We start from the raw sequence: 23,039 nt of genomic DNA, 5'->3' as shown, positions 1-23,039 counted from the left end.
TATTAATAACCCTAGCGCAGCAGATTTTTTTAAACCTGCGGCTGAATATTACATCGATTTCACTCAAGTAACTTCTGGGGATTCACTCTAGTAATTTACAACTGTGGGGGATTATGAAAAATCGCTTCTGCTTGATAACATCTTGCAGCGTGTAGCACCAAAGGCATTGTACAGACTCAGGAAAGTACTGCTCATCATGTGAGCAGTACTTTCCACAAGTGCAGCAGAATCGGTGTTTTGCTGCGTTGCTGGTACTTTGATCCATTCGTCAAAATCTCTATTTGAACAACTTGGAGTCAACTTGGAGTCAACTTAAAAACTTGAGTGCATATCTTAAGATGCCCCTTTATTGCCTCGTCCCAAGTGGGGTAAAAGTTTCTTTTGCCGTCGAGTGCCCCACCCATGACTAATGTCTCAAACACCATCGGTTGAGAATTAGAGTTACCGCTGCCAGGGTTTAAGTCTATGCCCACGAATCTAGTTGAGATGATACAGCTGTTTAGCTCGTTGATCATAACTGTCATTTCATTGCCAACTGACGCTGCCCACAAAAACCAGTCTGTAAATGACTCCACAGGAACCGGGGTTTGTCCTTCTAGTTTGTAGTAGTGAATCATAATCTCCGGTTAGTCATTGTTCCTCATCACTTTCAACCATGCGGCGAGTAATTGTTATATGGGGTTTGAAACGCGGTAACTCCTTAGTCTTAAGTTCAATTGGCTTTGAAAATAAAATCTCTGGTTTGTGAGCAACTGAAAATACACCTTTGTAAATAGTCGAAATCTCCATTTTGTCTTTTGAGACTACCTATCTTTTATAAAATCCAAAAAATAAAGTAAAAACCCCAATCCAAAAAGCAAACCCTGAAAGGAACATACCCAACATCAACCAACGTGACTGGGGATATCCGTAAATACTGTCTTGATAAGCTATCAATGATGAAAACAGGGATATCCACTCTTTGAGGAATTTTTTAAATTTTGGCATAAATCTCCATTTCGTCATTTGACGGTGGATATATTATTGATTCCATTTATAACGAAATCCATATTATCGAAATTCTTCTTTATCGATAATATGGATTCTTGCTTATCTCCATTTTGTCTCTTTTATTAAAATGAGCTTGGGTCGCTTTGCATCCAGTGGGAGGATATCGGCGGGTAGCTGTCCTCGCCCGAACAGGGAATGTGGTAAGCCGTTCGACTCGGCACGCAAGGCGATTCACTTGTAACTCCTTTTTAACTTTATAAGTTGACTCAAGTTAGTCTGGACTTCTTAGATCCCGAAGACAACCGTAGAAAATCAACACTCTCATTGATCGGTAATAAGTTTTGTCTATCAGCCTAAAAAACAGAAATACCTGAAGTCTAGTCATCATTCCTTTAAAATCACATTTCAATTGTCCAGTAGGCACTCGCTTTCAGTCCACTGGAGAGTAGGCGTTTTTATTCAAATTAGTCAAGACTTAGTACTGTTTATCCTTGATAGACGAGGCTTTCAGAGAAGAGCGTTTGCTCAATTTAGTCAAGAATTAGTCAAGGGGTTTTTTCTGAAGGGCTGGAAAGAGTGGGTGACGAGGGATTTGAACCCGCAACCAATAGATTAAGAGTCTATTGGTCAGTTAAATGAGTAGCATTTGAGTAGCAAGATCAGTGCTTGCGATCGCTAAAAATCAGGGTAAGCATACCCATTTTGAGTAGCATTTGAGTAGCATAATTGATATGAAACCTTAAAATGCTTACGGTATCGTCAAATTCGTAGACTAGACTAGAACCACAGGGTAAGAATCGAAGGAAAATTATGATGAGCGATCGCGACTATACCTTAATCATTGACAAAAGCGGTAGTATGTCCACACCCGACCAAGTGGGTGGTAGAAGTAGATGGGAAATCGCCCAAGAGTCTACACTCGCTTTGGCCAGAAAGGCCGAACAGTTTGACCCCGATGGCATCACCGTTTATGTGTTTTCTGGTAGATTTAAACGCTACGATGATGTCACCTCAGCCAAAGTCGCGCAGATATTTCTCGAAAACGACCCTTCTGGCACAACAAACTTAGCAGGTGTACTGCAAGATGCACTCAATAACTACTTTCAACGTAAAGCAGCCGGTAAAAGTAAGCCAAACGGAGAGACAATTTTAGTTATTACCGATGGTGAACCAGACGATCGCAAGGCTGTGTTTGAAGTAATTATTCATGCTACTCGCCAGATGGAACGTGATGAAGAATTAGGAATTTCAATCATTCAAGTAGGTTCAGATGCCCAAGCAACTAAGTTCCTCAAAGCTTTGGACGATCAGTTGCTAAGTGTCGGTGCTAAATTTGATATTTGTGATACCGTCACTTTAGACGACTTAGAAGAAATGAGCCTTGTAGATGTATTGACAAACGCAATAACTGACTAATGTGTTGATCGCTCATAGTCTAGTAACTCTTTACTATTAACTGGAGAATTTAATAATGCTAGAAAATCGTGACTATACCTTGATTATCGACAAAAGCGGCAGCATGGCAACCCAAGATCAAAAGGGTGGTAGAACTAGATGGGTTGCGGCACAAGAATCTACTTTAGCCTTAGCTAGCAAGTGTGAGCAATTTGACCCCGATGGCATCACCATCTATGTATTTTCTGGTAGATTTAAACGATATGAAAATGTGACATCCAGCATAGTAACGCAAATTTTCCGAGAGAATGATCCCTCTGGTACAACTGATTTGGCAGGTGTGTTAAAACACGCAACTGATGATTATCTTCAACGCAAAGCAGCCGGTCAAACCAAGCCAAATGGTGAAACAATTTTAGTGATTACTGATGGTGAACCGGACGATCGCAAAGCAGTTATGAGAGTAATTATTGAAGCTTCTCGCCGCATCGATCGAGATGAAGAATTAGCCATTTCCTTCATTCAAGTCGGTACAGATCCACAAGCTACCCGCTTTCTCAAAGTCTTAGATGATGAACTCCAAAGTGCTGGTGCTAAGTTTGATATCTGTGACACCATTACTATGGAAGATATGGAAGATATGAGTCTATCAGAAGTACTACTTAATGCCATTAATGACTAGTACAACACTGCGTAAATAAACCACCCATTTAAAATAGCCAGAAAGCTTACAAAATAAGCATTCTTTCTTTTTACTTTTGCCTTCTTGTACTAGCTATACCATTTATTAGGAATTGCCAAAATGGATTCCATTGATAAGCTATTAGCTGAACTCCAAACTGAATACAAAGAAGTAAAACCACAACAGCAGCAATCAAAATCAGCCGCAGCCAAATCGTTTATTCCAGCATCGCCAAAGTCGGCATCTTTTATGGATAACCTTTTGGCAGAAGTTAAAGCTGGTTTTGCCGAAGAGGATGCTGCTATCGAATTAAAAAGACAGCAAGAACTAGAACAGGAAAGGATTCGACAAGAACAACTCAAAGCCAAACAATTAGAGGCTTTGAAAGTTCAAGCAGAAAAATGGTTAGCTAAAGTAGATCCACTTTCGTCTGAAGGACTTTGGTTTGAAAGATTTGCTGAAAGTTACACCTCAAAATTAGAGGCAGCAATTGAATATTTACGAAACAACAAATAAAATAATTCGTAATTTGGAGAAATCTGCCAGCTCAAATTTAAAGTTAGCAATTATTATTTATTACCTATGCTCAATAGACATCTGGTGAAAATGAATGTAGAGACGTAGCAGTGCTACGTCTCTACAAGGATTCTGGATAACGCATATTTAATTTCTGGAGATGTCTAATATTAATGGTGATTTGGTCTAGCTAAATGTTGCACAGCCCATTCATGCATAGCATAGAGAATTGGTTGCAAAGTTTCTCCTAAAGGCGTTAGAGAATATTCTACTTTGGGTGGAATTTGGGGATAAACTTCTCGATGAATAATGCCGTCTTCCTCCATTTCTCTGAGTTGCTGAGTTAGCATCTTTTGCGTAACTCCAGGTAAAGCGCGTTGCAACTCACCAAAGCGTTTTACGCCACTCATTAATTCTCTAATAATCAAAACTTTCCAGCGTCCGCCAATCACCTTTATGGTAGTTTCTACTTCACAAGTCAGCCTGAAATGGTTTTCTGCTTCAGCTTTCATAGTTTTTTAGGAATAGCCTAACTCAGGTTTGCTGGGTAGTAACGCTATTTATCTGATTATTAATTGTTTTAGGTTTTCCATAACTAGTGTAGCAGCTCCGAGAATATGAAAAGTTTTTCATAAGGCTAGACTTCTTCCTGCTCCGCCTCTTGTTGAATAATTGCAAATTCCCTTCTCAGTTCGTCGTCAGATGGTCTTCCAGGATACTCTGTATGCGTGTATATCCAAAACAAATAAACGATGCACTTCGTCTCGTTGACCACATACATGAAACGGCATTTCTTCGCTGCACCATCTAATCCAGGCGCTCTAAATCGGATTTTTCTGAACTTAAAATCTGTTCTGTACGCTTTTTTGGGAAAACCTTCATCCTCTGAAAATGAATTAGAGCTAGGATTCTCGCGGAGTTTGCTGATATAGTCCTCAACTAACTCCAAAAAAGAATCTCTAGCTCTTTCATTTTTACGGTAGTGACTTTTTCACGATCGCAGTAGACACCGCTACACTCTCCAAACTTACTGCTATTCCTGGACAACTTACAGAATTAAATAACTTTTTGACCTTTGCAAACTGTATTTGTAATTTTACTTACCGGGTGTTGACACCCTCGTTTTAATTCTACGACAATAGCTCCTGACTGTCTTCCGCAGTCAACTGAAAGCGGATGTTTGATGATTACTGTAACAGTAATCATCAAAGTGCGATCGCTCTAAGAGGATGCCTGAGAAGTTTTTGAATTACCTGTGTAACTATGTCAACAGTTAACAAATATATCTTTGTATTTTGCTATTATCAATCCCACAGAGGTAATGCAGGTAAGTTTGGATGGAGAAATTAACTAAACCAGTGCGATTTTGGCTTTGTGCAACTATCATAATTTGGGGTTTGATGGGCTGCGATCGCTTTATCGGTAATTCTGGAGAATCAGTTGAGCAAGTGAGTGATGGCGATACTTTAGTAGTCAAAGATACCAACGGCAAAAATTTTACTGTGCGCTTTGCTTGTGTAGATGCGCCAGAAATAGCCCATACAAACAAAGAAAAACAGAGTAAACGCAGTAGCGATCGCAATCAATTTACTTGGGGTGTGAAAGCACAAGAACGGGTGCAACAACTGGTGCAACAAGGAGGCGATCGCGTGACTTTGAATATCACCGATAGCGATCGCTATGGACGCAAAATTGCCGAAGTCCGTTTAAAAAATGGCACTTTTGTACAACAGGTATTGTTGCAAGAAGGTTTAGCAAAAGTGTATCGTCCCTATTTAAATAAGTGTCCTAGCAAAGATTTAGTTCAACAAGCCGAAGCTGAGGCGAAAGAACAACGGCTTGGCATTTGGAGTGATACTAAATTTGTGAATCCTTGGGAATATCGCAGCCTATATAAAAAGTAAAACAGAATTCCGAATTGGTGAATCCTCTACGCATAAAGTCTCCCTACTCTTCTCCCCAAGTTTGTAGTTGCAAATACACTAGTACCAGCGTCACTGCTAGTAAAACCGTCGCGGTGGCTGCTGCATAACCAAAATCAAATTGAGCAAAAGCCTCTTGGTAAATGTAGTAAACTAGCAAATTAGTTGAATTCAATGGGCCACCACCAGTCATCACATAAACTTGCTCAAAACTCCGCAATGTAAAAATCGCGGTAGTGATGATGGCAAATATCACAGTCGGGCGCAATCCAGGCAGAGTAATATACCAAAATTGTTGCCAAGCATTTGCTCCATCCAAATCTGCTGCTTCGTAACGACTGGGAGGAATTGCTTGCAACCCTGCTAAAAAAACTACCATATTGAAACCCAGTTGTTTCCAAATACTCATTAAAATAATTACTGGCATTGCCCAAAATGTGTCCCCTAGCCAGGGTATAGCTGGAATGCCAAAAAAATCTAAAAGTCCGTTAACTGGCCCTGACGTTTGAAACAGCCAGCGAAATCCCAACCCAGCTGCCACAAGTGAAATAATTGAAGGCAAAAAATAAGCACTCCGCAGGATTCCCCGCAAGGGAATGGAGCGATTTAATAGTACTGCCAATCCCAAGGAGATAACTAAACTGGGAATGATGGTAGCAACAGTAAAATAAAAGGTGTTACCCAGAACTTGCCAGAAGTCGGGGTTGAGTAGCAAGCGCCAATAGTTTTTTAAGCCTATCCAATAAATACCTTTTAAGGTGAAACTACCAGCGGTGAAACTGAGGTAGAACAAATAAGCGATCGGCCAAATGATAAAAATGCCTAGTAAAATTAGTGCTGGTGTGAGAAAAATCCAGGCTGCTACTGTATCGTTATCCAACCACGACTTAGGATATATTTTTGGCATCTATAATTTTTCCTTTTAGCTGTTATGACCCTCCGCCCTGATTCTACCCTTAGCTTGGTTTCTTCTAGCATTAGCGATCGCTTGGGTAAGCTCTTGGTTCATAATGATTTCTAGTTGGAGTCTTTAAACTAAGTTTTGCATCAAAGCCCAGCAGGTGCGTAGTTTACAGCCGTAGGCATCGCTTATACTTTAATATGCTATTATTAGCATAATTAGCATTACATGAGTAAAAAACAAGAAAAACCCCTCAAATGGATTGCAAGCGCTCTTGATGATTTAAAAGATTTTCCTGAAGATGTGCAAGATATAATGGGTTATGCTCTGGATTTAGCACAACATGGTGAAAAGCATCCTGACGCAAAACCTTTGCATGGATTTACAGGCACTGGGGTTTTAGAAATTGTAGATGATTTTGAAGGGGATACATACAGGGCAATTTACACTGTTAAATTTGCAGGATTTGTTTACCTATTACATTCATTTCAAAAGAAATCAAAACACGGTATTGCTACACCAAAACAAGATATAGATTTAGTTAAGAAGAGACTCAAGGTTGCTCAGGAAGATTATTTACAAGAAATAGCAAAAACAGTGGAGTAAAAAATGAGCAACGAAAATGATGTTTTTATTAGTAACGGAAATGTCTTTGCTGATCTAGGATTGTCTAATCCTGAAGAGCGCTTAATTAAAGCAGAACTTGCACGCAAAATTAGTGAAATTATTGCTAATCGCCAATTAAATCAAGTCCAAGCAGCCGAAGTTCTTGGAATAGATCAACCAAAAATATCTGCTTTAACTAGAGGGAAACTAAAAGATTTTTCAATAGATAGATTGATCAGATTTATAAACATTTTAGGTAATGATGTAGAAATTACAATTAAGCCTAAACCAGAAAGCCGTTCAATTGCTTGCACGACTGTAGTTTGTGAATAATTATTAACCGAAAAGGCATACAGATAGTGATGATTTAACGCGCATTATTTTTGCAAGAAAGGCAACCAAATATGAGCAACGAATCTATTTTGAGACATCGCTTGGGTAAGCTCTTGGTTCATAATTTAATCCACTCTGTTTTTTGAAAAAAAATCTGTGTTGTTTCCTTTATACCAAGCTTTAGAATATCACTTATATCAACCGGACTAGTGATGAGCTAAATTTTATTCTGTCACAGATACAAGAAAATATTGTAATAATCAATATTTAACGATGAGCTATCATGAAACACCTCGAAGGGAAAGTGGCTTTGGTAACAGGTGCTACGCGGGGAATTGGTAGGGGAATTGCTATTGGCCTTGGTGAAGCAGGTGCAACTGTATACGTAACGGGTCGCAGTCTTAACAACTCTTCTAGTGATGGGGTTTCAGGGAGTCTTAGCGAAACTCAATCAGCCATTGAGGAAGTCGGTGGTGTATGCATTCCCATCCAAATAGATCACAGCGATGATCAGCAGGTGCATTTGCTGTTTGAGCGCATTCAAGATGAGCAGAATGGACAACTCGATCTACTGGTAAATAATGCTTACTCAGGAGTTCAGGCAGTAAGAGACGCTTTTGGGCAGCCCTTTTGGGATTGTGAGCCTAGTCTTTGGGATGCTAGCAATAATGTTGGTCTTCGTAGCCACTATGTTGCAAGTGTTTTTGCTGCCCGAATGATGACTAAGCGAAACTCTGGACTAATTTGCACCATTTCTTCATGGGGTGGAATGTCTTATATCTTTAATACAGCTTATGGTGTTGGCAAAACAGCTTGCGATCGCCTAGCAGCTGATATGGCTGTTGAACTCAAACCCCATAACGTTGCTTCTGTTTCAATTTGGCCAGGTATTGTTGGTACTGAGCTTTTTTCCCGTTTTGCTTCTGAGATGAATCAAACCAATGGTAATGACCAACAGAACTCATTAATCAGCGATCGCTATAACTGGGAAACTCCATTATTAACCGGACGGGTAATTGCTGCACTTGCTGGTGAACCAAATGTTATACGCCGTACAGGACGTGTGCAAATTGTTGCCGAACTAGCTAAGAAATATGGAATTGTCGATGAAAATGGCAATCGTCCTGCCTCATTACGCTCTCTGCGTTTTGTGCTACCCGCTGGATTGCCACTACTGAGAAAGTATTCATGGCTTATACCTGATATTAAAATGCCGTGGTCACTGCTATTATTGAGTGCCCTCAATTCACCTAAAATTTAATGAGGATTGGGCATAGGGCATTCGGGTAAAAAAGTGGAGTGATTGATTTACGTCCACGAGTATAAAACTTTGTATCCTGAATTAATAGGTCTTAATAGTTTTTTTTAAACTGGTGCAAGAAGATTTTAGGCTAATTGTTGATTTAGTTTCAGTTCTGGCGGTTGCAGCCTGTGGCGGGCTGTTGGCAGCACTTTTGCGACAACCTGTGCTGCTGGGGTATCTCATTGGTGGCATGGTTGTTGGGCCAGCCGGGCTGGGATTGATTAAAGAAGTTATTCAAGTAGAGACTCTGGCACAATTTGGGGTCGCCTTTTTATTATTCGCCTTGGGTGTGGAATTTTCCTTTGCGGAACTCAAGAAGGTAAAAGCGATCGCTCTTGGCGGTGGTGGACTCCAGATTGCTTTGACAATTCTGGTAACAGTTGCGATCTGCGGGTTAACCGGAGCCTGGGGAACTTTACCTGCCAAAGGTATGTTTTTAGGGTGTATTCTGTCTTTGTCTTCTACAGCCGTTGTCCTCAAGTGCTTAATGGAGCGCAACGAAACAGAAACGCCCCACGGGCAAGTGATGCTGGGAATTTTAGTAGTACAGGACTTGGCGCTAGGACTGATGTTAGCAGTCTTACCAGCCCTCAATCAACCAGCAGAAACCATTGGTATCACCGTCCTCACCGCGCTAGCTTCGATTGCTTTATTTGCTGCTGGGGCAATAGCTGCGGGGATTTGGCTGATACCGCCTTTATTGCGACTGTTAGCCCGTACTGAAAGTAAAGAACTATTCTTATTAGGAGTTGTAGCCCTGTGTTTGGGCATTGCCCTATTGACAGAGTATTTGGGGCTATCCATTGAAATGGGAGCATTTGTCGCGGGTTTGATGATTTCTGAGGTGGAGTACGCCGATCAAACCCTGACTTATGTGGAACCACTACGGGATATCTTTGCTAGTTTATTTTTTGCCGCCATTGGGATGTTAATTGACCCAGTGTTTTTGTGGGAAAACCTGGAATTGATTTTGGGGTTGGTGGCAATAGTTTTCGTAGGTAAATTTTTGATTATCACGCCCCTAGTGAAACTATTCCGCTACCCTTTGAAAACAGCCATAATCGCCGGTTTGGGACTGGCGCAAATTGGGGAATTTTCCTTTGTTCTCGCTAGTGAAGGGCAGTCTTTGGGGCTGGTGTCGCGACAAATATACTTATTAATTTTGGGAACCACCGCAGTCACTCTCATGCTTACCCCATTTGTACTGCGGTTAGTGCCATTTTTATTTAACTTTGCCGAATCAATGCCTTGGTTGAAACCGTATTTAGAAGAAGATGAGGCGCGAGATGTATCGGAAGATTTGCCCTTCAAAGACCATGTGGTAGTTTGTGGCTATGGGCGAGTGGGCAAGAATTTGGTGAAGTTGTTGCAGCAACATCACCTACCTGTGGTGGTAATCGACCAATCGGAGAGCAGAATTCAGCAGTTGCGTGAGGCTGGGGTGTCTTATGTATATGGTAATTGCGTGAGTTTACATGTTCTGGAAACTGCCGGTGTGAATCATGCCAAAGGAATGGCGATCGCACTCCCAGATCCCATGAGTACCCGTCTTTGCTTGAAACGCGCTTTGGAATTACGCCCAGAATTAGATTTGGTTGTCCGTGCTACCCAGGATAAAAATATTGAAGTGCTATATCAATTGGGAGCAAGAGAAGTTGTGCAACCAGAGTTTGAAGCTAGTTTAGAAATGGCAACCTATTTATTAACTGGCTTAGGCTTGTTGTCACCAGCTGATGTCCAACGAGAAATGCAGCAAATCCGTAACGATCATTATTTAGATTTAAGGCCAGAACGTTCTGCAACTGAAGTGGCCCGCGATTTGCGTCAAGCAACTCTCGATTTAAATCAGCGCTGGTATCCTCTCCCAGCTGCTTCGCCTTTAATTGGCATGACTATAGAAGAAGCAGATATGCGCTACTTAACAGGAGCGAGTTTAATGGCAATTCGCCGCGCTAACGGCGATGAAATCGATTATCCCAATAATCAAACCAAATTAGAAGAAGGCGATCGCTTGCTGGTTGTGGGAGCAGATGAAGAACTGGCAGCTTTAGCAGAATTCGCTAAGGGACAAGCGGCTGTACCCGGGGAAAATAGTGCTTGTCAGTGGGTTACAGTGAATGCAGATGCGCCAACACTAGGTAAAACCCTTGCGGATTTAGATATCGGCAAGCGGTATGGAGTACAGGTACAGGCGATCCGGCGAGATGGCAAGTTTATCCGCTATCCTGATGGCGGTATGGATTTACAAGTCGGCGATCAAGTATTGTTATGTGGTAATTTGTCAGGTCTGAGTCAACTAGAAAAATTATTTGGCATCACAAGTCCCGTACCCCTTTCTATCCCCGTGGTGAAAGCTAGTGAGGCAGAAGCGCTCAAAGAAAGTAGTCCGAAAACTTTTGGAAGTTGATTGAACAATGAGGGTTTCAGTCGCTGGTTTTGGGACTGGAAACATGACCAATTGCGAAGGCAGATTAAAAGCTGATTTCTTCGGATTGCAACCTCAATGTTCATCAATAACTTTTATCCCAGTGGTGGCACAATCCATAAATCATTAATTGCTTACGGAATCATAAATGCTTTCTAGCTTGACAGTTTGTTTGCGAATATCAAAATTTTCGCAAATAAACTCTCGTCCTTTAGTACCCATATTTTTAGCCAAAGCACGGTCAGACAAGAGAATATCTAATTTTTCTGCCACAGCTTTATCGTCTTTTTCTGCAACTAAAAAACCAGTTTCTCCATCTAAAACAGCATCGGGAATAGCACTATGCCAGGTCGATACTATTGGCAAACTACAAGCAGCAGCTTCCAAGATTGCCAGCGGTAAACCTTCACTATTGCCGTCCTTTGCTGTTTGACTAGGTAGAGAAAATATTTCTGCACCTCGCACCATTTTTTGCACTACTTCATAAGGTTGTGCCCCCAGGAAATTTACTCTGTCACTAACACCAAGCTCACTTGCGAGAGTTTTCAATTTTTCCGTCAGTGGGCCGGTTCCCAACTGAAAAAGTGATACATCTGGATGCTTGTTTGCAATACGTGCAAAGCCTTTTATAAGAGTATCAATTCCTTTTTTCTCAACATGTCTTCCTACACACATAATATATCTTTCATCTGTCGATTCAGTTTTGGGGGCAAACTTTTGTAAATCTATGCCACTATTATGTTGAATAATTTTATCTTTTGGATAGCCAGATTCAATCATCTTTTTATATAAAAAACTAGAAAAAGCAATAAATTTGGATGCTTTTTGCTTCATTTCTTGCTCATACAAAAGAAATTGATAAAATGCTGGGTTCCCTGACAACCACATATTTTTACGCGTCAATGTAATATCATAGCCGTAAAATGTAACGATGAAAGGAATATTTAATTTTTCTGCCAATCGCATTCCATAAATACCATCCGGGCCAAAATGAGCATGAATTAATTTTAATTTTTTTAACTCACTGTTGTTTTCAAACATATTTGTTGAAGCAGTTAGTGCATAAAATAACTGCTTGATATTCAAGAAGTCATGATCGCTAACAGCAATATGGTCAAAAGGAATTTCTTTTAAGAGGCGACAACTAAGAAATAAAGGCTTGTATCTTTGTAAATTATGAGCTTGCTCGCCAATAAAAGTTTCTGACACTCTTGGATAAGCTCGGCGATACATACCAACTAGTTTCATGGTGTTACTCCTAATTTCAATTTAGTATTTGTATTGCCAAAAATGAACAATATATTGGTTAAAAGACCTTTATTGTATCCTTTCTGGCTTTTGGATTATTGACTTATTTGTAGTATCATCTTATTCAAACATATTTTCTGAAATGATTATTCAGGAAATATTTTTAATGGGTTTATATATTGCAATTCTAAATCAGATATGAGCGGAAATATTGCTAAAAAGCTTATAAATAAGTACTTTTATCTTCGTTTCTTTGAAGTTTCAATTCGGATTGCTATGGAGAAAAATAGAAAAATACTGAATTATTCGATCAAAACCGATCGCGTTGGTGCTAGCCTCCCTTTCTCTATTGCAATTACTTGCTGACTATCTAAATACAAACATGCAAAATATAGCACATAATTATAATATAGTAATTCTGTCTGATTTCTGAACAAGACTCAGGTAAAATCTTAGTCATCTGATGTCGGGCAAATCGCCTATAATACAAGTGAGTAATTGTTAGCTTATTGGATGCTGTTTGCTAACCCCGGAGTCTCCGAACAAATGAGCGTTAGCGCAGCGTGTCGTCAGACACACGATATTTGTTCAGTCTAGGGAGTGTCAATTCGCTATACATGGAGATCGTTGGGCAATTCGTCACTCACGCGCAATTCATGAGGCAGTGCTTTGGGCGGGTTCCCCGACTTGTAGCGACTGCCGTCTCATCACCTCCCTTGCGGGTAGGTGAGAGGCTTCTTGCTGTTTCAGCTAACTCGTTTTTGGTTTAATGTAAGCGATCGCTTGTTTCCAAATAATGGTTTGCTGACTGTTTTCATCAGTAATACAGATACACTGTGGATCTTGCCATAAAATCCTCCCTGTCAGCACATCCTCACTCAGCAGTTTTAACTCTACTGGCGTTGTTTGTTTAATCAGGTTTTGGACTTGTTTAATACTGGGTAAAGTGGTGTCAAATTCGGTAAGCATTTTTAGTAAAGATGAACCTACAAGGCAAAATAAAGAGTAACTAATCCTTGATAATTCATCCTTGAAGAAATGGCAATCGAATTTACTAAGTATCATGGTCTAGGCAACGACTTTATTTTGATTGACAATCGCTCGTCATCTTTACCTGTATTGACCCCAGAGCAAGCCATCAAGTTGTGCGATCGCCATTTTGGTATCGGTGCTGATGGTGTTATTTTTGCCCTACCTGGCGAAAACGGCACTGATTACACCATGCGGATTTTTAATTCCGATGGTTCAGAACCGGAAATGTGTGGTAATGGCATTCGCTGTTTAGCTGGCTTTTTAGCAGATTTAGAGGGACTGGGGACTTGGGGAGATGAGGGAGACAAGGAAAATAACCCATGCCCAATCACATATCGCATTCATACGCTAGCTGGCGTGATTACACCCCAACTCATATCTGATGGTCAAGTGAAGGTGGATATGGGTTTACCCAGGTTACTTGCTGGCGAAATTCCTACCACCCTTGCACCCGATGAAGAAAAAGTCATTTCTCTGCCGTTGGAGGTGGCGGGGCAAACTTGGGATGTCACTTGTGTAAGTATGGGTAATCCCCACTGTATTACCTTTGTGGAAGATGTCGGAGCAATTGAGCTAGAAACCATCGGCCCCAAATTTGAGCATCATCCAGTTTTTTCCCAACGCATAAATACCGAATTTATTCAAGTAGTGCGCCGTGACTATCTAAAAATGCGGGTATGGGAACGGGGTGCTGGGATTACATTAGCTTGTGGGACTGGTGCTTGCGCTTCCTTAGTAGCTGGAGTGTTAACTGGAAAATGCGATCGCATTGCCACTATAGAATTACCAGGTGGCCCCTTACAAATTGAATGGTCAAAAGTAGACCAACGGGTTTACATGACAGGCCCAGCCGAGAGGGTATTCACAGGGAAATTGTAAAAATTATTTCCGAAGAAGATAAGGTTCAAAGCCGTACTTCGTCCCGCTACGCGCTTTCGCCCGCAAGTGGCGCGATAGCTCCCTTGCTCCCTAGCTTCCTTGTTTGAAGCCCCACCCGCAAGTGGCGTGGTTTTTCTCCTCTGCTCCTCTGCTCCTCTGCTCCTCTGCTCCTCTGCTCCTCTGCTCCTCTGCTCCTCTGCTCCTCTGCTCCTCTGCTTTTTCACTCTCTTATCTCTGTGTTCTCAGTGCCTCTGCGGTTCAATAAATAAACCACAGAGGCACAGAGGAACCAGAGAGAGAAAATAAAGATATTATCCCAATACCCTTAAAATCAGGCGATTCCGGCATTGTTGACCAAAATATCGACTTTACCAAAACGTTCCAGTGTTTGCTCAAACAACCGTTGGATATCGGGTACTTTGCTAATATCAGCTTGAATAGCGATCGCCCCTACTCCCAACTTTTCAATTTCTGCAACAACTTCCTGTGCTTTGCCTGCATTCCCAGCATAATTAACGACAATAGATGCGCCGTCACCTCCTAATTTTAGTGCGATCGCTCGTCCAATCCCCCGCGATGCACCAGTGATAATTGCAACTTTTCCTGCCAAAGATTAATAGTCATGGATTATTCTCCTTGTCCCCTCATCTCCCTCATCTCCCTCATCCCCCTCATCCCCCACTCCCTTCATTAAAATTCTGGAACGATCACAACACCATCCCTAAGATTGAGCAATCCTGAGATAATAACTTTATCTTCTGGCTGTAATCCTTCGATAACTTGGTAATTATTACCTTTAATCTCGCCTAGCTTCACTGGCCTTTGTCGAGCTACTGGTTGGGATATACCTTGGGGAGATTTTTCGGTTTCAACGACATAAACAAAAGTGTTCCCAGCAATACGAGTCATTGCTGTTGTGGGGATTAAAACTCCGGGGCGCTGATTCCAGAACACTCTAGCCCTTACCAATTGATCTGCGTGTAATTGACCGTTAGGGTTGTCAAAAAGTGCTTTGATTAATATCGTTTGTGTTTCATTACTGGCATTAGGTGCAATGAAAAATACCCTACTTCTACCCAGCTTTTGACCTTGTGTGTTCATAACCTCCACTGGCATTCCCTTACGCAATTGGGACCCTTGCTGTATTGGCACAGAGATATTCACTTCTAAAGGTCGATTTTGCGTGATATTAACTAATTGTGTGGAAGTATTAACTAAATCACCAACTTTCACAGCGATATTACCAATAGTGCCACTAAAGGGAGCGGTAATTTTGTCGTACTGGATCTGCTGTGTTTGATTTACATTAGCTTGCTGCAAGGATTTTTCAGCTTGCAAGATGGTGGCTCGTTGTGCTTGAATCCTGGAATCAATTGCATCAAGACTAGTCTTAGCATTGGCGAGCCTATCAGCAAACTGATTGCTAGTCTGTCGAGATATGGCTCCTTGTTCAGCTAAGTTAACAAACTTTTCGTAGTTCTGCTGGTACAATCGCACATTTGCAACGTAGGATGGTCGTTCTGCTTCCAGAGATTTGAGTATTGCGCGGGCATTTGCCAGTTGCAATAAAAATGCTTGAGGTACAGTATTATTAAGAGCGATCGCAGCTTGCGGTGTACGATCTACTTGGAGAATTGCCGCTCCTTTGGGGACTGGATCTCCCGATTTGACAAGTATTTGGGTAACTTGGCCCTGAATCTTCGGCTGGAGCGTGACTGAGCGCTGGGATTTTAGGCTAGCAATAAAATCTGAACTTTCCTCAATTATGCCGCTTTGTACTGTCGATACTTTGACTCTTACCCCTTGAGGTTGAGCGTTAGCAGTTGAAGGTGCTGAATTTTGCGGAGCGAGCAAACGCCAAACTATAGTTGCTCCGCCCCCTAATAATAGTAGTGCTGCTAAAAATAACCAAAGCCACCGCCGTTTTCCAGAAGGTGGCTCAAATGAGGTTTGTGGAGCTTTTTCTCCAAAATCAGTTTGAGGCTCAGGGGATGTCATGGCTTATGAGGAACTTAAGGAACAAATTAACTAGAATTCAATCAAAATTTCATCTGTTGATATGTAAATTACTGATTTGGCATGAGGTTTTATAGCAAATTATGTGTTATCCCATCCAAATATACAGTTTTGATGATTCTGTCTAAATCTACCGAAAGGTGAATCCCCTCAAAAGAATCTCTAGAGAGTTACTTGGTGACGAAAGAAAAAAGTGTGTATAAAATTGATTCGTCTTCAGTGGTACAGCCAGGGTATCAAATTTCACACTTGAACAAATTTTCGGACTTAACGCCGTACAAGATGGCGATCGCATCACGATCGTAAAAGCGGATCTAACTCAAAATAGTGGCTTTAGTGCCGCCGATGAAAACGATGGTGGGTCAATAGTTGTGGCGTCCCTGCTTCAATGGCAGACCTCTGGCCTTGACCAGACTGAACAGATTGTCTAACCGCTAAACTTTCAGCCATTTCAACATACTTGGGTTCTTGTCATAGCGGTACGTCAAGCCGTCCCTAGTAGTAATAGAATCTCCTTTGCTTGCCTTACTTCTGATAGTGCTGATAGAATAGTTAGTTAATTCACTTATTTCCTTATGAGAAAGTCCTTCACTTGTGATTGTTTTCGTCAATATTTGTGATTGACTTTGCAACTCATTATTAGGCGTGCTTTGAATATTTATTATTTTTTGATTTCGATAATCCTGAACAGTTACAAGTTGCCAACTAGAATCTTGTGAAAGTTCCAGAACCCACTGATGATAATCAAACAAGCTTTCTCGATGCCCAACACTGATAAATGTTGTTTTCGTTGATTGTAACTGTTGATATAAACTTCCTTCATTTTTCAAATCTAAAGCACTTGTTGCTTCATCCAATATAGTAAAGCTAGGATGAGTAACTAACAGTCGTGCGAAAGCAAGACGTTGTTGTTCTCCTATCGATAATATATTCTCCCAAGGAACTTCTGTATCAAAGCCATCGACGCGGGTAAGTAAGTTTTGTAGGTTGACCTGTTGCAAAACTTCTTTGAGTTCTGCATCAGTCATTTGACGACTGGTGTTAGGATAGAGCAATTGTTCGCGCAAAGTTCCCAAAATTATGTAAGGACGTTGGGGTAAAAATAAAACTTCTTCTAATGGAGGTCGCACTAAACGCCCAGTTCCCGCATTCCACAAACCAGCGATCGCTCGCAATAAAGAACTTTTACCTCGACCACTTGGCCCAACAATCAATAAACCTTCTCCCGGTTGAACAGACAAGGACAAGTCTTCGATGATTACCTGTTCATAGTTAGGCGTTTGTAAGGTAACATTCTCAAAAGCAAGATGGTTTTCTTCTATTGTTTTAATGGTATTAACGCTCTCTGGCTGTTTGGTAACAGCTTGTAGCGCATCTGTTAACTCAGATAAACGCTCAACGTAACTCGAAAAATTTCCGGAAGTCCCAAATTCAGTTATTAATTCTCCCACAGCAGTTGCAAAAAAATAGCTAGCAAAAGCAGCTTGTCCAAGTTGTCCATAATCAATTTCATCTCTCAGATATAAAGGTCCAAGTATTGCATATGGAAATATTTCAATAATAGCTTGATAACCTCTGCTAAAAATTTCCTTACCTCTTTCCCAACTAATCTTGCGTTCAATATTTTTGATCAGATTACTAAACCTGCGCCCAATTATATTTGCTTCTTGTTTTTCTCCCCGAAAAAAAGCTATTGATTCAGCATGATTGCGAACATGAGTCAAGGAATAACTGTACTCAGCTTTAGATGCAAGTTCCTCTTGATTAATTTTATTCAATTCTTGAGTCAAGTAAACAGCAATAAAATTCCCTATAATTGTATAAACAAACAAAATAATAGCGATTTGTTGAGAAATTGACCAGACAATTATTAAAAAAACCGTCATTTCTAGTATTTTTTCTAAAAGAGTAGCTGAAAAGCTCAAAGCATTACTAGTAACAGGTTCAATTTCTTGGGATAAGCGTTGATCTGGGTTATCAATATCTGTTTGAAAGTTAATCCTATAATAAGCACGATTGCTCAAATATTTATCTAAAATCTGATTATTGAGCCACTTGTACCAATCAAGAGCGATTTGCTTTCTGATAAATTTAGAAAATCCTACTAAAAGCGTTACCAAGACCAGTCCAACAGCATAAACTGATACAATCTCAATGAACTTAGAATAATTTTTTTCTTGAACGATAATATCTACTAAATTACGATTAACAAAACTATTGAAGGCAGTTACACTTACAAGTGCAATTATTGATAATATCAGGAGACTTAGCATTCCCCATGCACGAATCACGTCTGAAAATGCTCTTGCCCCTGGCTTAGTTGGATACCAGTAAGGTCCAGCGATCGCTTTTACATCCTCCCAAAATTGAGTAAAAGCTGAAGAAGTATTCGTTAAAGGTTTAGCTTGAACAGCTTGAGTAGGCATATCTGAAGATAAACTGATATTTTTGGTAACTAAATTTAGTACTTTTTAGTACTGGGCAAAATTTACTGAGTAGAGAAAAACTACACTCAGTACACCGGAATCGGCTCCATCTTAGAACTTAGATGTTTGTTTGCGCTTGCTCAATACAAACCATACTATTTTTCTTGATACATAACAAATGCGTTTCCTTAAGAACTCATGTTAAATAACTAATCAACTTTTGGGCTAGTATTGTGCTTTTGAGCAGAGTGTAATGGTCTCCTGGAATCATTTGCTCTTCTAGGGAGCTAATCACTTTGCTCCAGCCTGGATCTTCCACAGTTGTTTTGTCAGCCGACAAGAAAACTGTCCGGCCGGAATAGGGTTGCGGAAGATAGCGGAAAAGGGCTTGTCTATTGACATGAAAAAGTCTGAACAACGAGTGTATTTGTTGCTCTCCAAATTCTGGCGGCAAAACATTAGCCGTTTTGGCCCAATCTAAGATGTAGGCTAGCAGTTCATCTTGTTTGAGATGTCGAAGTTGTTCTTTAGATAAAGATATCTCCTGATTGAAGATACCAGCTATATCCTTGAGAAAGTCGTAAACAACCTCAGTAGCGCCATCAAGTTCTTCTAGCGACGGCAAACTGCGATCGCCCTTTACAGAAATTGGGCTAATCAAGGTCGGTATATAGCTATCTATTAATGCTAATAAAGCGACTTCATATCCTTTCGCCAACAGCTGCTGTGCCATCTCAAAAGCAATGATCCCGCCCATCGACCAACCGCCTAAGTAATAAGGCCCAGTAGGTTGAATCGCCTGTATGGCTTCAATATAAGCGGTAGCCATATCTTCAATGCTCTTTAGAGGTTCTTCCTTTTCATTTAGCCCTAGTGCTTGCAGTCCATAAACAGGTTGTTCAGAACCTAAGTTACAGGCTAAATCTGCATAACAAAGAACGTTACCTCCAATCGGATGCACACAGAAGAAGGGGGATTTGCTACCAGTTGGCTGAATGGGTATTAAGGGCGACTCAGTTTGGGAAATTGTTTCCTGACGCAGTACTGTTGCTAACTGTTCAACAGTTCCATTTTGGAAAAGGGTTGTCAAGGGCAAATTTTTTCTCAACTGTTGCTGAATACGAGACATCAAACGTACAGCTAGCAGGGAATGTCCCCCTAGTTCAAAGAAATTATTATGAATGCCTACTTGCTCTACTTTTAGAACTTCTGCCCAAATGAGTGCTAATGTTTTTTCAATTGGGTTGCGTGGGGCGACAAATTTGTCTAACATCTGGCGATCTAACTCTGGCGCTGGTAAGGCGTGGCGGTCTATCTTGCCGCTGGGTGTTAGGGGCAGGGATTCCAAAATCGCGATCGCATTTGGCACCATATACTCTGGCAGCTTTGCTTTCAGGAATTGTCGCAACTCGCTGATTGTGGGTACACAATCCTCTTGTGGCACGATGTAGGCGACTAAGCGTTGCTCCCCTGGGGTGTCTACTCTGGCTGTGACGATAACTGAATGAACTGATGGGTGTTGGCTCAGTGCCGCTTCTATCTCGCCTAATTCGATGCGGAAGCCCCGGACTTTTACCTGATTGTCGATGCGTCCCAAGTATTCAATATTGCCATCTGGTAAATAGCGTGCCAAATCCCCTGTTTTATAAAGTCGGGAATGGGCTTCATTGCTAAAAGGATTATCGATGAATTTCTCTTGTGTCAATTGCAGACGGTTGAGATAGCCTCTTGCCAATCCCGCACCACCAATATGCAATTCTCCTGGTACACCAATGGGAACTGGTTTTTCGTGCGAGTCTAAAATGTAGATTTGCGTGTTGGCAATCGGACGACCAATGGTAATTTTCTCGTCATCAGGATTGCATTTGGCCACTGTGGCACAGACGCTTGCTTCTGTCGGGCCATAAGCGTTGAAAAAGTTTCTGCCAACAGACCATTGTTTTATCAATTCAGGAGAACAAGCTTCGCCAGCGACAATGATTGTTTGCAGGTTTGGGAGTTCTTCAGTTGGCAAGACTGCTAAAGCTGATGGTGGTAGGGTTACATGGGTAATGCCATAGTCGCGTAATCGCTCTATTAACGGCGTACCTGGCATTATCGAGTCTTTTGTTCCCAAGTATAGTGTTGCCCCAGATCCCAAAGTCATCAAGATTTCTGAGATACAAGCATCAAAACTCAAGGAGGCAAACTGGAGAACGCGATTATCAGAATGCACATCAAAAGTTTTAATCTGAGCTTGAGCTAGGTTATACAACCCTCTATGCTCAACCATCACCCCTTTAGGTTTACCTGTAGATCCGCTTGTGTAAATCACATTCGCTAGATGAGAAGCTGTCACAACCCTAATCAGGTTATGTTGGCTGTTTTCGTCAATTTCTGACCAGATTTCAGCTATAAAAATCAGTTTTGCTTGATTTGGGGGTAGTTTATCAACTAAGTGTTGTTGGGTGAGCAGTAGTGGAACTTGAGTGTCTTCTAGCATAAAGCTCAGACGATCGCTAGGATACTCTGGATCAAGGGGAACGTAAGCACCACCCGCTTTGAGAATCGCCAAAAGTCCTATGACCATGAAAAGCGATCGCTCTATACACAACCCAACTAGTACATCTGCTCCGACACCTAATGACTGCAAGTGATTTGCCAACTGATTTGCACGACAATTCAACTGCTGGTAGGTGAGTCGTTGATTTTCAAACACCACTGCTATTGCATCTGGAGTACGTGCTACCTGCTCTTCAAATAACTGATGAATACACTTATTCTGGGGATATTCTTTTGTAGTGTTGTTCCACTCAACTAATAACTGTTGTTGCTCTGCGGTTGTTAACAGTGGTAGTTCGGAAATTAGCGCTTTGGGATTTACCACAATTGCTTGAAGTAAAGTTTGAAAATGTCGGACTATCCGACTAATTGTGGTGGCATCAAATAAATCAGTACTATAACTCCAAATGCCCTCCAGATTTCCCATAACTTCTTGGCAGTTTACTTCCAAGTCAAACCTGACTGTTTCATCAAGTGGCAAAGGCAGATCGTGGATAGTTAAACCTGACAAATCCGAAGAAGACCGTGAGACATTCTGGAGGGCAAACATCACCTGTACCAGAGGATTACGACTCAAATCTCGCTCAGGCTGTAGCTTTTCCACCAAGATATCAAAAGGCAAGTCCTGGTGGGTGTATGCTGAGAGTGTGGTTTGCCGCACTTGCGCTAAAAAATCAACAAAACTTGGGTTTCCAGAGAGATCGCCCCTTAATGCTAAGGTATTGGCAAAAAACCCCATGATCTGCTCGACGCTCTTGTTGTTGCGGTTAGCAATTGGGGAGCCAACAACAACATCTAACTGATTACTATAACGAGATAGCAAAACTAAAAACGCTGCCAGTAAAGTCATAAACAGCGTTGCCTCTGACTCTTGGCTGAGTTGTTTGAGGCGTTGGGTGAGGTCGTGGTCGAGTTGAAAACGCTCAACTCCACCTTGAAAGCTCTGAACTGGTGGTCGTGGTTTATCAGTAGGCAGTTCTAGCACACCAGAGACACCCGCTAACTGCTGTTGCCAGTAAGCCAGTTGGCTTTCCAGCACTTCCCCCGTCAGCCACTGGCGTTGCCAAACTGCAAAGTCAGCGTACTGGATGGGTAATTCTGGTAGTGGGTTGGGCAATCCTTGAGTGAAAGCTGTATATAGCTGAGATAACTCACGGTTGAAGATGTCCAAAGACCAGCCATCGTAAATAATGTGGTGCATCTTCAACAGCAGTACATACTCCTGGTCACTCAGTTGAAGTAGGGTGAATTGTACTAATGGTTCAGCAGCCAGATCAAAGGTTTTGGATGCAATGGACTCCGCTATTTGCCTAACCTGGGCAGTTTTCTCTTGGGCTGATAAATCCTGCAAATCACAGACTGGCAAAATTGAATCAGTAGGAGGAGAAATTACCTGGACAGGTCTTCCGTCTACTGCGGGAAAAGTTGTTCTTAAAATCTCGTGGCGACGAACGAGTTCACCCAGGCTTTGCTCCAGTGCGACTATATTCAGCGATCCTTCTAGCCGCAGAATCTGTAGCATATCATAGAAACGACTATCGGGTGAGATATGGTGCAGAAACCAGAGTCGCTGTTGGGCAAAAGATAGGGGTATCTCACCGTCTTGTGGCACTCTTTGAATGGGCAACTGATGAGCAGCTTTCACCTGCTTTGCTTGCTGTAAAAACAGCAGAATTTCTGCTTTTTGCCGAGTTATTTCCTTAAGTACCGTGGGAGTTAAAATTCCTGTAGGTGCATGACAACGCAAGCGATCGCCATCGGCTTCTAGCTTAATATTTAAGTCGCTCAGGCGATCAAGAAATTCAACAATGCTGTTAGTCATGC

18 protein-coding genes are annotated in these 23,039 nt (G+C 41.4%); 9 read left to right on the top strand and 9 right to left on the bottom strand.

The features are described 5' to 3' along the window. Positions 1-296: 296 nt before the first annotated feature. Positions 297-617: a hypothetical protein gene (locus tag V7K67_RS33500; RefSeq protein ID WP_335170256.1), complete on the bottom strand. Its 321-nt coding sequence runs from the start codon at positions 615-617 to the stop codon at positions 297-299. 1,183 nt (positions 618-1,800) lie between these two features. Between V7K67_RS33500 and V7K67_RS33495 the strand changes: the two genes are divergently transcribed. From V7K67_RS33495 to V7K67_RS33485, 3 genes are all read left to right on the top strand, one after another. Further along, entirely contained in the window at positions 1,801-2,406 is a 606-nt protein-coding gene (locus tag V7K67_RS33495) for a vWA domain-containing protein (RefSeq protein WP_292845785.1), read from the top strand. A 55-nt stretch (positions 2,407-2,461) separates the two neighbouring features. Beyond that, entirely contained in the window at positions 2,462-3,067 is a 606-nt protein-coding gene (locus V7K67_RS33490; RefSeq protein ID WP_334708745.1) for a vWA domain-containing protein, read from the top strand. A 120-nt stretch (positions 3,068-3,187) separates the two neighbouring features. Then, a complete protein-coding gene (locus V7K67_RS33485; protein WP_334731673.1) occupies positions 3,188-3,583 on the top strand; it encodes a salt stress protein, Slr1339 family in 396 nt (131 codons plus the stop codon). A gap of 170 nt (positions 3,584-3,753) precedes the next feature. On the opposite strand, the gene V7K67_RS33480 is transcribed toward V7K67_RS33485, so the two are convergent. Then, positions 3,754-4,095, bottom strand: a complete 342-nt coding sequence (locus tag V7K67_RS33480) for a winged helix-turn-helix transcriptional regulator (RefSeq protein WP_334708743.1) — start codon at positions 4,093-4,095, stop codon at positions 3,754-3,756. 825 nt (positions 4,096-4,920) lie between these two features. On the opposite strand from V7K67_RS33480, the gene V7K67_RS33475 reads away from it, so the two are divergent. Next, positions 4,921-5,487 carry a thermonuclease family protein gene (locus V7K67_RS33475; protein ID WP_335170253.1) on the top strand — a complete coding sequence of 189 codons (567 nt, stop codon included), beginning with the start codon at positions 4,921-4,923 and terminating at the stop codon, positions 5,485-5,487. 43 nt (positions 5,488-5,530) lie between these two features. On the opposite strand, the gene V7K67_RS33470 is transcribed toward V7K67_RS33475, so the two are convergent. Beyond that, the gene (locus V7K67_RS33470) at positions 5,531-6,412 is read right to left on the bottom strand and encodes a carbohydrate ABC transporter permease (protein ID WP_335170251.1); all 882 of its coding nucleotides are present in this window, start codon (positions 6,410-6,412) and stop codon (positions 5,531-5,533) included. Positions 6,413-6,634: 222 nt separating this feature from the next. Between V7K67_RS33470 and V7K67_RS33465 the strand changes: the two genes are divergently transcribed. The 4 genes from V7K67_RS33465 (at position 6,635) to V7K67_RS33450 (ending at position 11,055) form a co-directional block, all read left to right on the top strand. Further along, positions 6,635-7,012 (top strand): type II toxin-antitoxin system RelE/ParE family toxin, encoded by a 378-nt coding sequence (locus V7K67_RS33465; RefSeq protein WP_334731670.1) that lies wholly within the window; start codon positions 6,635-6,637, stop codon positions 7,010-7,012. A 3-nt stretch (positions 7,013-7,015) separates the two neighbouring features. Further along, positions 7,016-7,345, top strand: a complete 330-nt coding sequence (locus V7K67_RS33460) for a helix-turn-helix domain-containing protein (RefSeq protein ID WP_335170249.1) — start codon at positions 7,016-7,018, stop codon at positions 7,343-7,345. 283 nt (positions 7,346-7,628) lie between these two features. Then, positions 7,629-8,606, top strand: a complete 978-nt coding sequence (locus tag V7K67_RS33455; RefSeq protein ID WP_334731669.1) for an SDR family NAD(P)-dependent oxidoreductase — start codon at positions 7,629-7,631, stop codon at positions 8,604-8,606. Between the two features lie 112 nt (positions 8,607-8,718). Then, on the top strand, positions 8,719-11,055 hold the full coding sequence (locus tag V7K67_RS33450; RefSeq protein ID WP_334731668.1) for a cation:proton antiporter domain-containing protein: 2,337 nt from the start codon (positions 8,719-8,721) through the stop codon (positions 11,053-11,055). Between the two features lie 144 nt (positions 11,056-11,199). Here V7K67_RS33450 and V7K67_RS33445 read toward each other — a convergent pair whose 3' ends face one another. Further along, positions 11,200-12,321: a glycosyltransferase gene (locus tag V7K67_RS33445; protein WP_334731667.1), complete on the bottom strand. Its 1,122-nt coding sequence runs from the start codon at positions 12,319-12,321 to the stop codon at positions 11,200-11,202. Positions 12,322-13,071: 750 nt separating this feature from the next. Further along, positions 13,072-13,290 carry an Hfq-related RNA-binding protein gene (locus V7K67_RS33440; RefSeq protein ID WP_334708738.1) on the bottom strand — a complete coding sequence of 73 codons (219 nt, stop codon included), beginning with the start codon at positions 13,288-13,290 and terminating at the stop codon, positions 13,072-13,074. A 69-nt stretch (positions 13,291-13,359) separates the two neighbouring features. Between V7K67_RS33440 and dapF the strand changes: the two genes are divergently transcribed. Next, complete coding sequence (gene dapF / locus V7K67_RS33435) at positions 13,360-14,232, top strand: diaminopimelate epimerase (protein ID WP_335170245.1); 873 nt, start codon at positions 13,360-13,362, stop codon at positions 14,230-14,232. A gap of 331 nt (positions 14,233-14,563) precedes the next feature. Here dapF and V7K67_RS33430 read toward each other — a convergent pair whose 3' ends face one another. The 4 genes from V7K67_RS33430 to V7K67_RS33415 form a co-directional block, all read right to left on the bottom strand. After that, the gene (locus V7K67_RS33430) at positions 14,564-14,842 is read right to left on the bottom strand and encodes an SDR family NAD(P)-dependent oxidoreductase (protein WP_334731665.1); all 279 of its coding nucleotides are present in this window, start codon (positions 14,840-14,842) and stop codon (positions 14,564-14,566) included. Between the two features lie 80 nt (positions 14,843-14,922). Continuing rightward, a complete protein-coding gene (locus V7K67_RS33425) occupies positions 14,923-16,230 on the bottom strand; it encodes an efflux RND transporter periplasmic adaptor subunit (RefSeq protein ID WP_335170242.1) in 1,308 nt (435 codons plus the stop codon). Positions 16,231-16,682: 452 nt separating this feature from the next. Next, positions 16,683-18,674: an ABC transporter ATP-binding protein/permease gene (locus tag V7K67_RS33420; RefSeq protein ID WP_335170239.1), complete on the bottom strand. Its 1,992-nt coding sequence runs from the start codon at positions 18,672-18,674 to the stop codon at positions 16,683-16,685. Positions 18,675-18,870: 196 nt separating this feature from the next. Continuing rightward, positions 18,871-23,037, bottom strand: a complete 4,167-nt coding sequence (locus V7K67_RS33415; protein ID WP_335170236.1) for a non-ribosomal peptide synthetase — start codon at positions 23,035-23,037, stop codon at positions 18,871-18,873. Positions 23,038-23,039: the final 2 nt, after the last annotated feature.

Source organism: Nostoc sp., from assembly GCF_036917155.1.
Lineage (GTDB): Bacteria > Cyanobacteriota > Cyanobacteriia > Cyanobacteriales > Nostocaceae > Nostoc.
The sequence above is the reverse complement of the archived record's forward strand: the minus strand, read 5'-3'. Positions and strand labels throughout refer to the sequence as shown.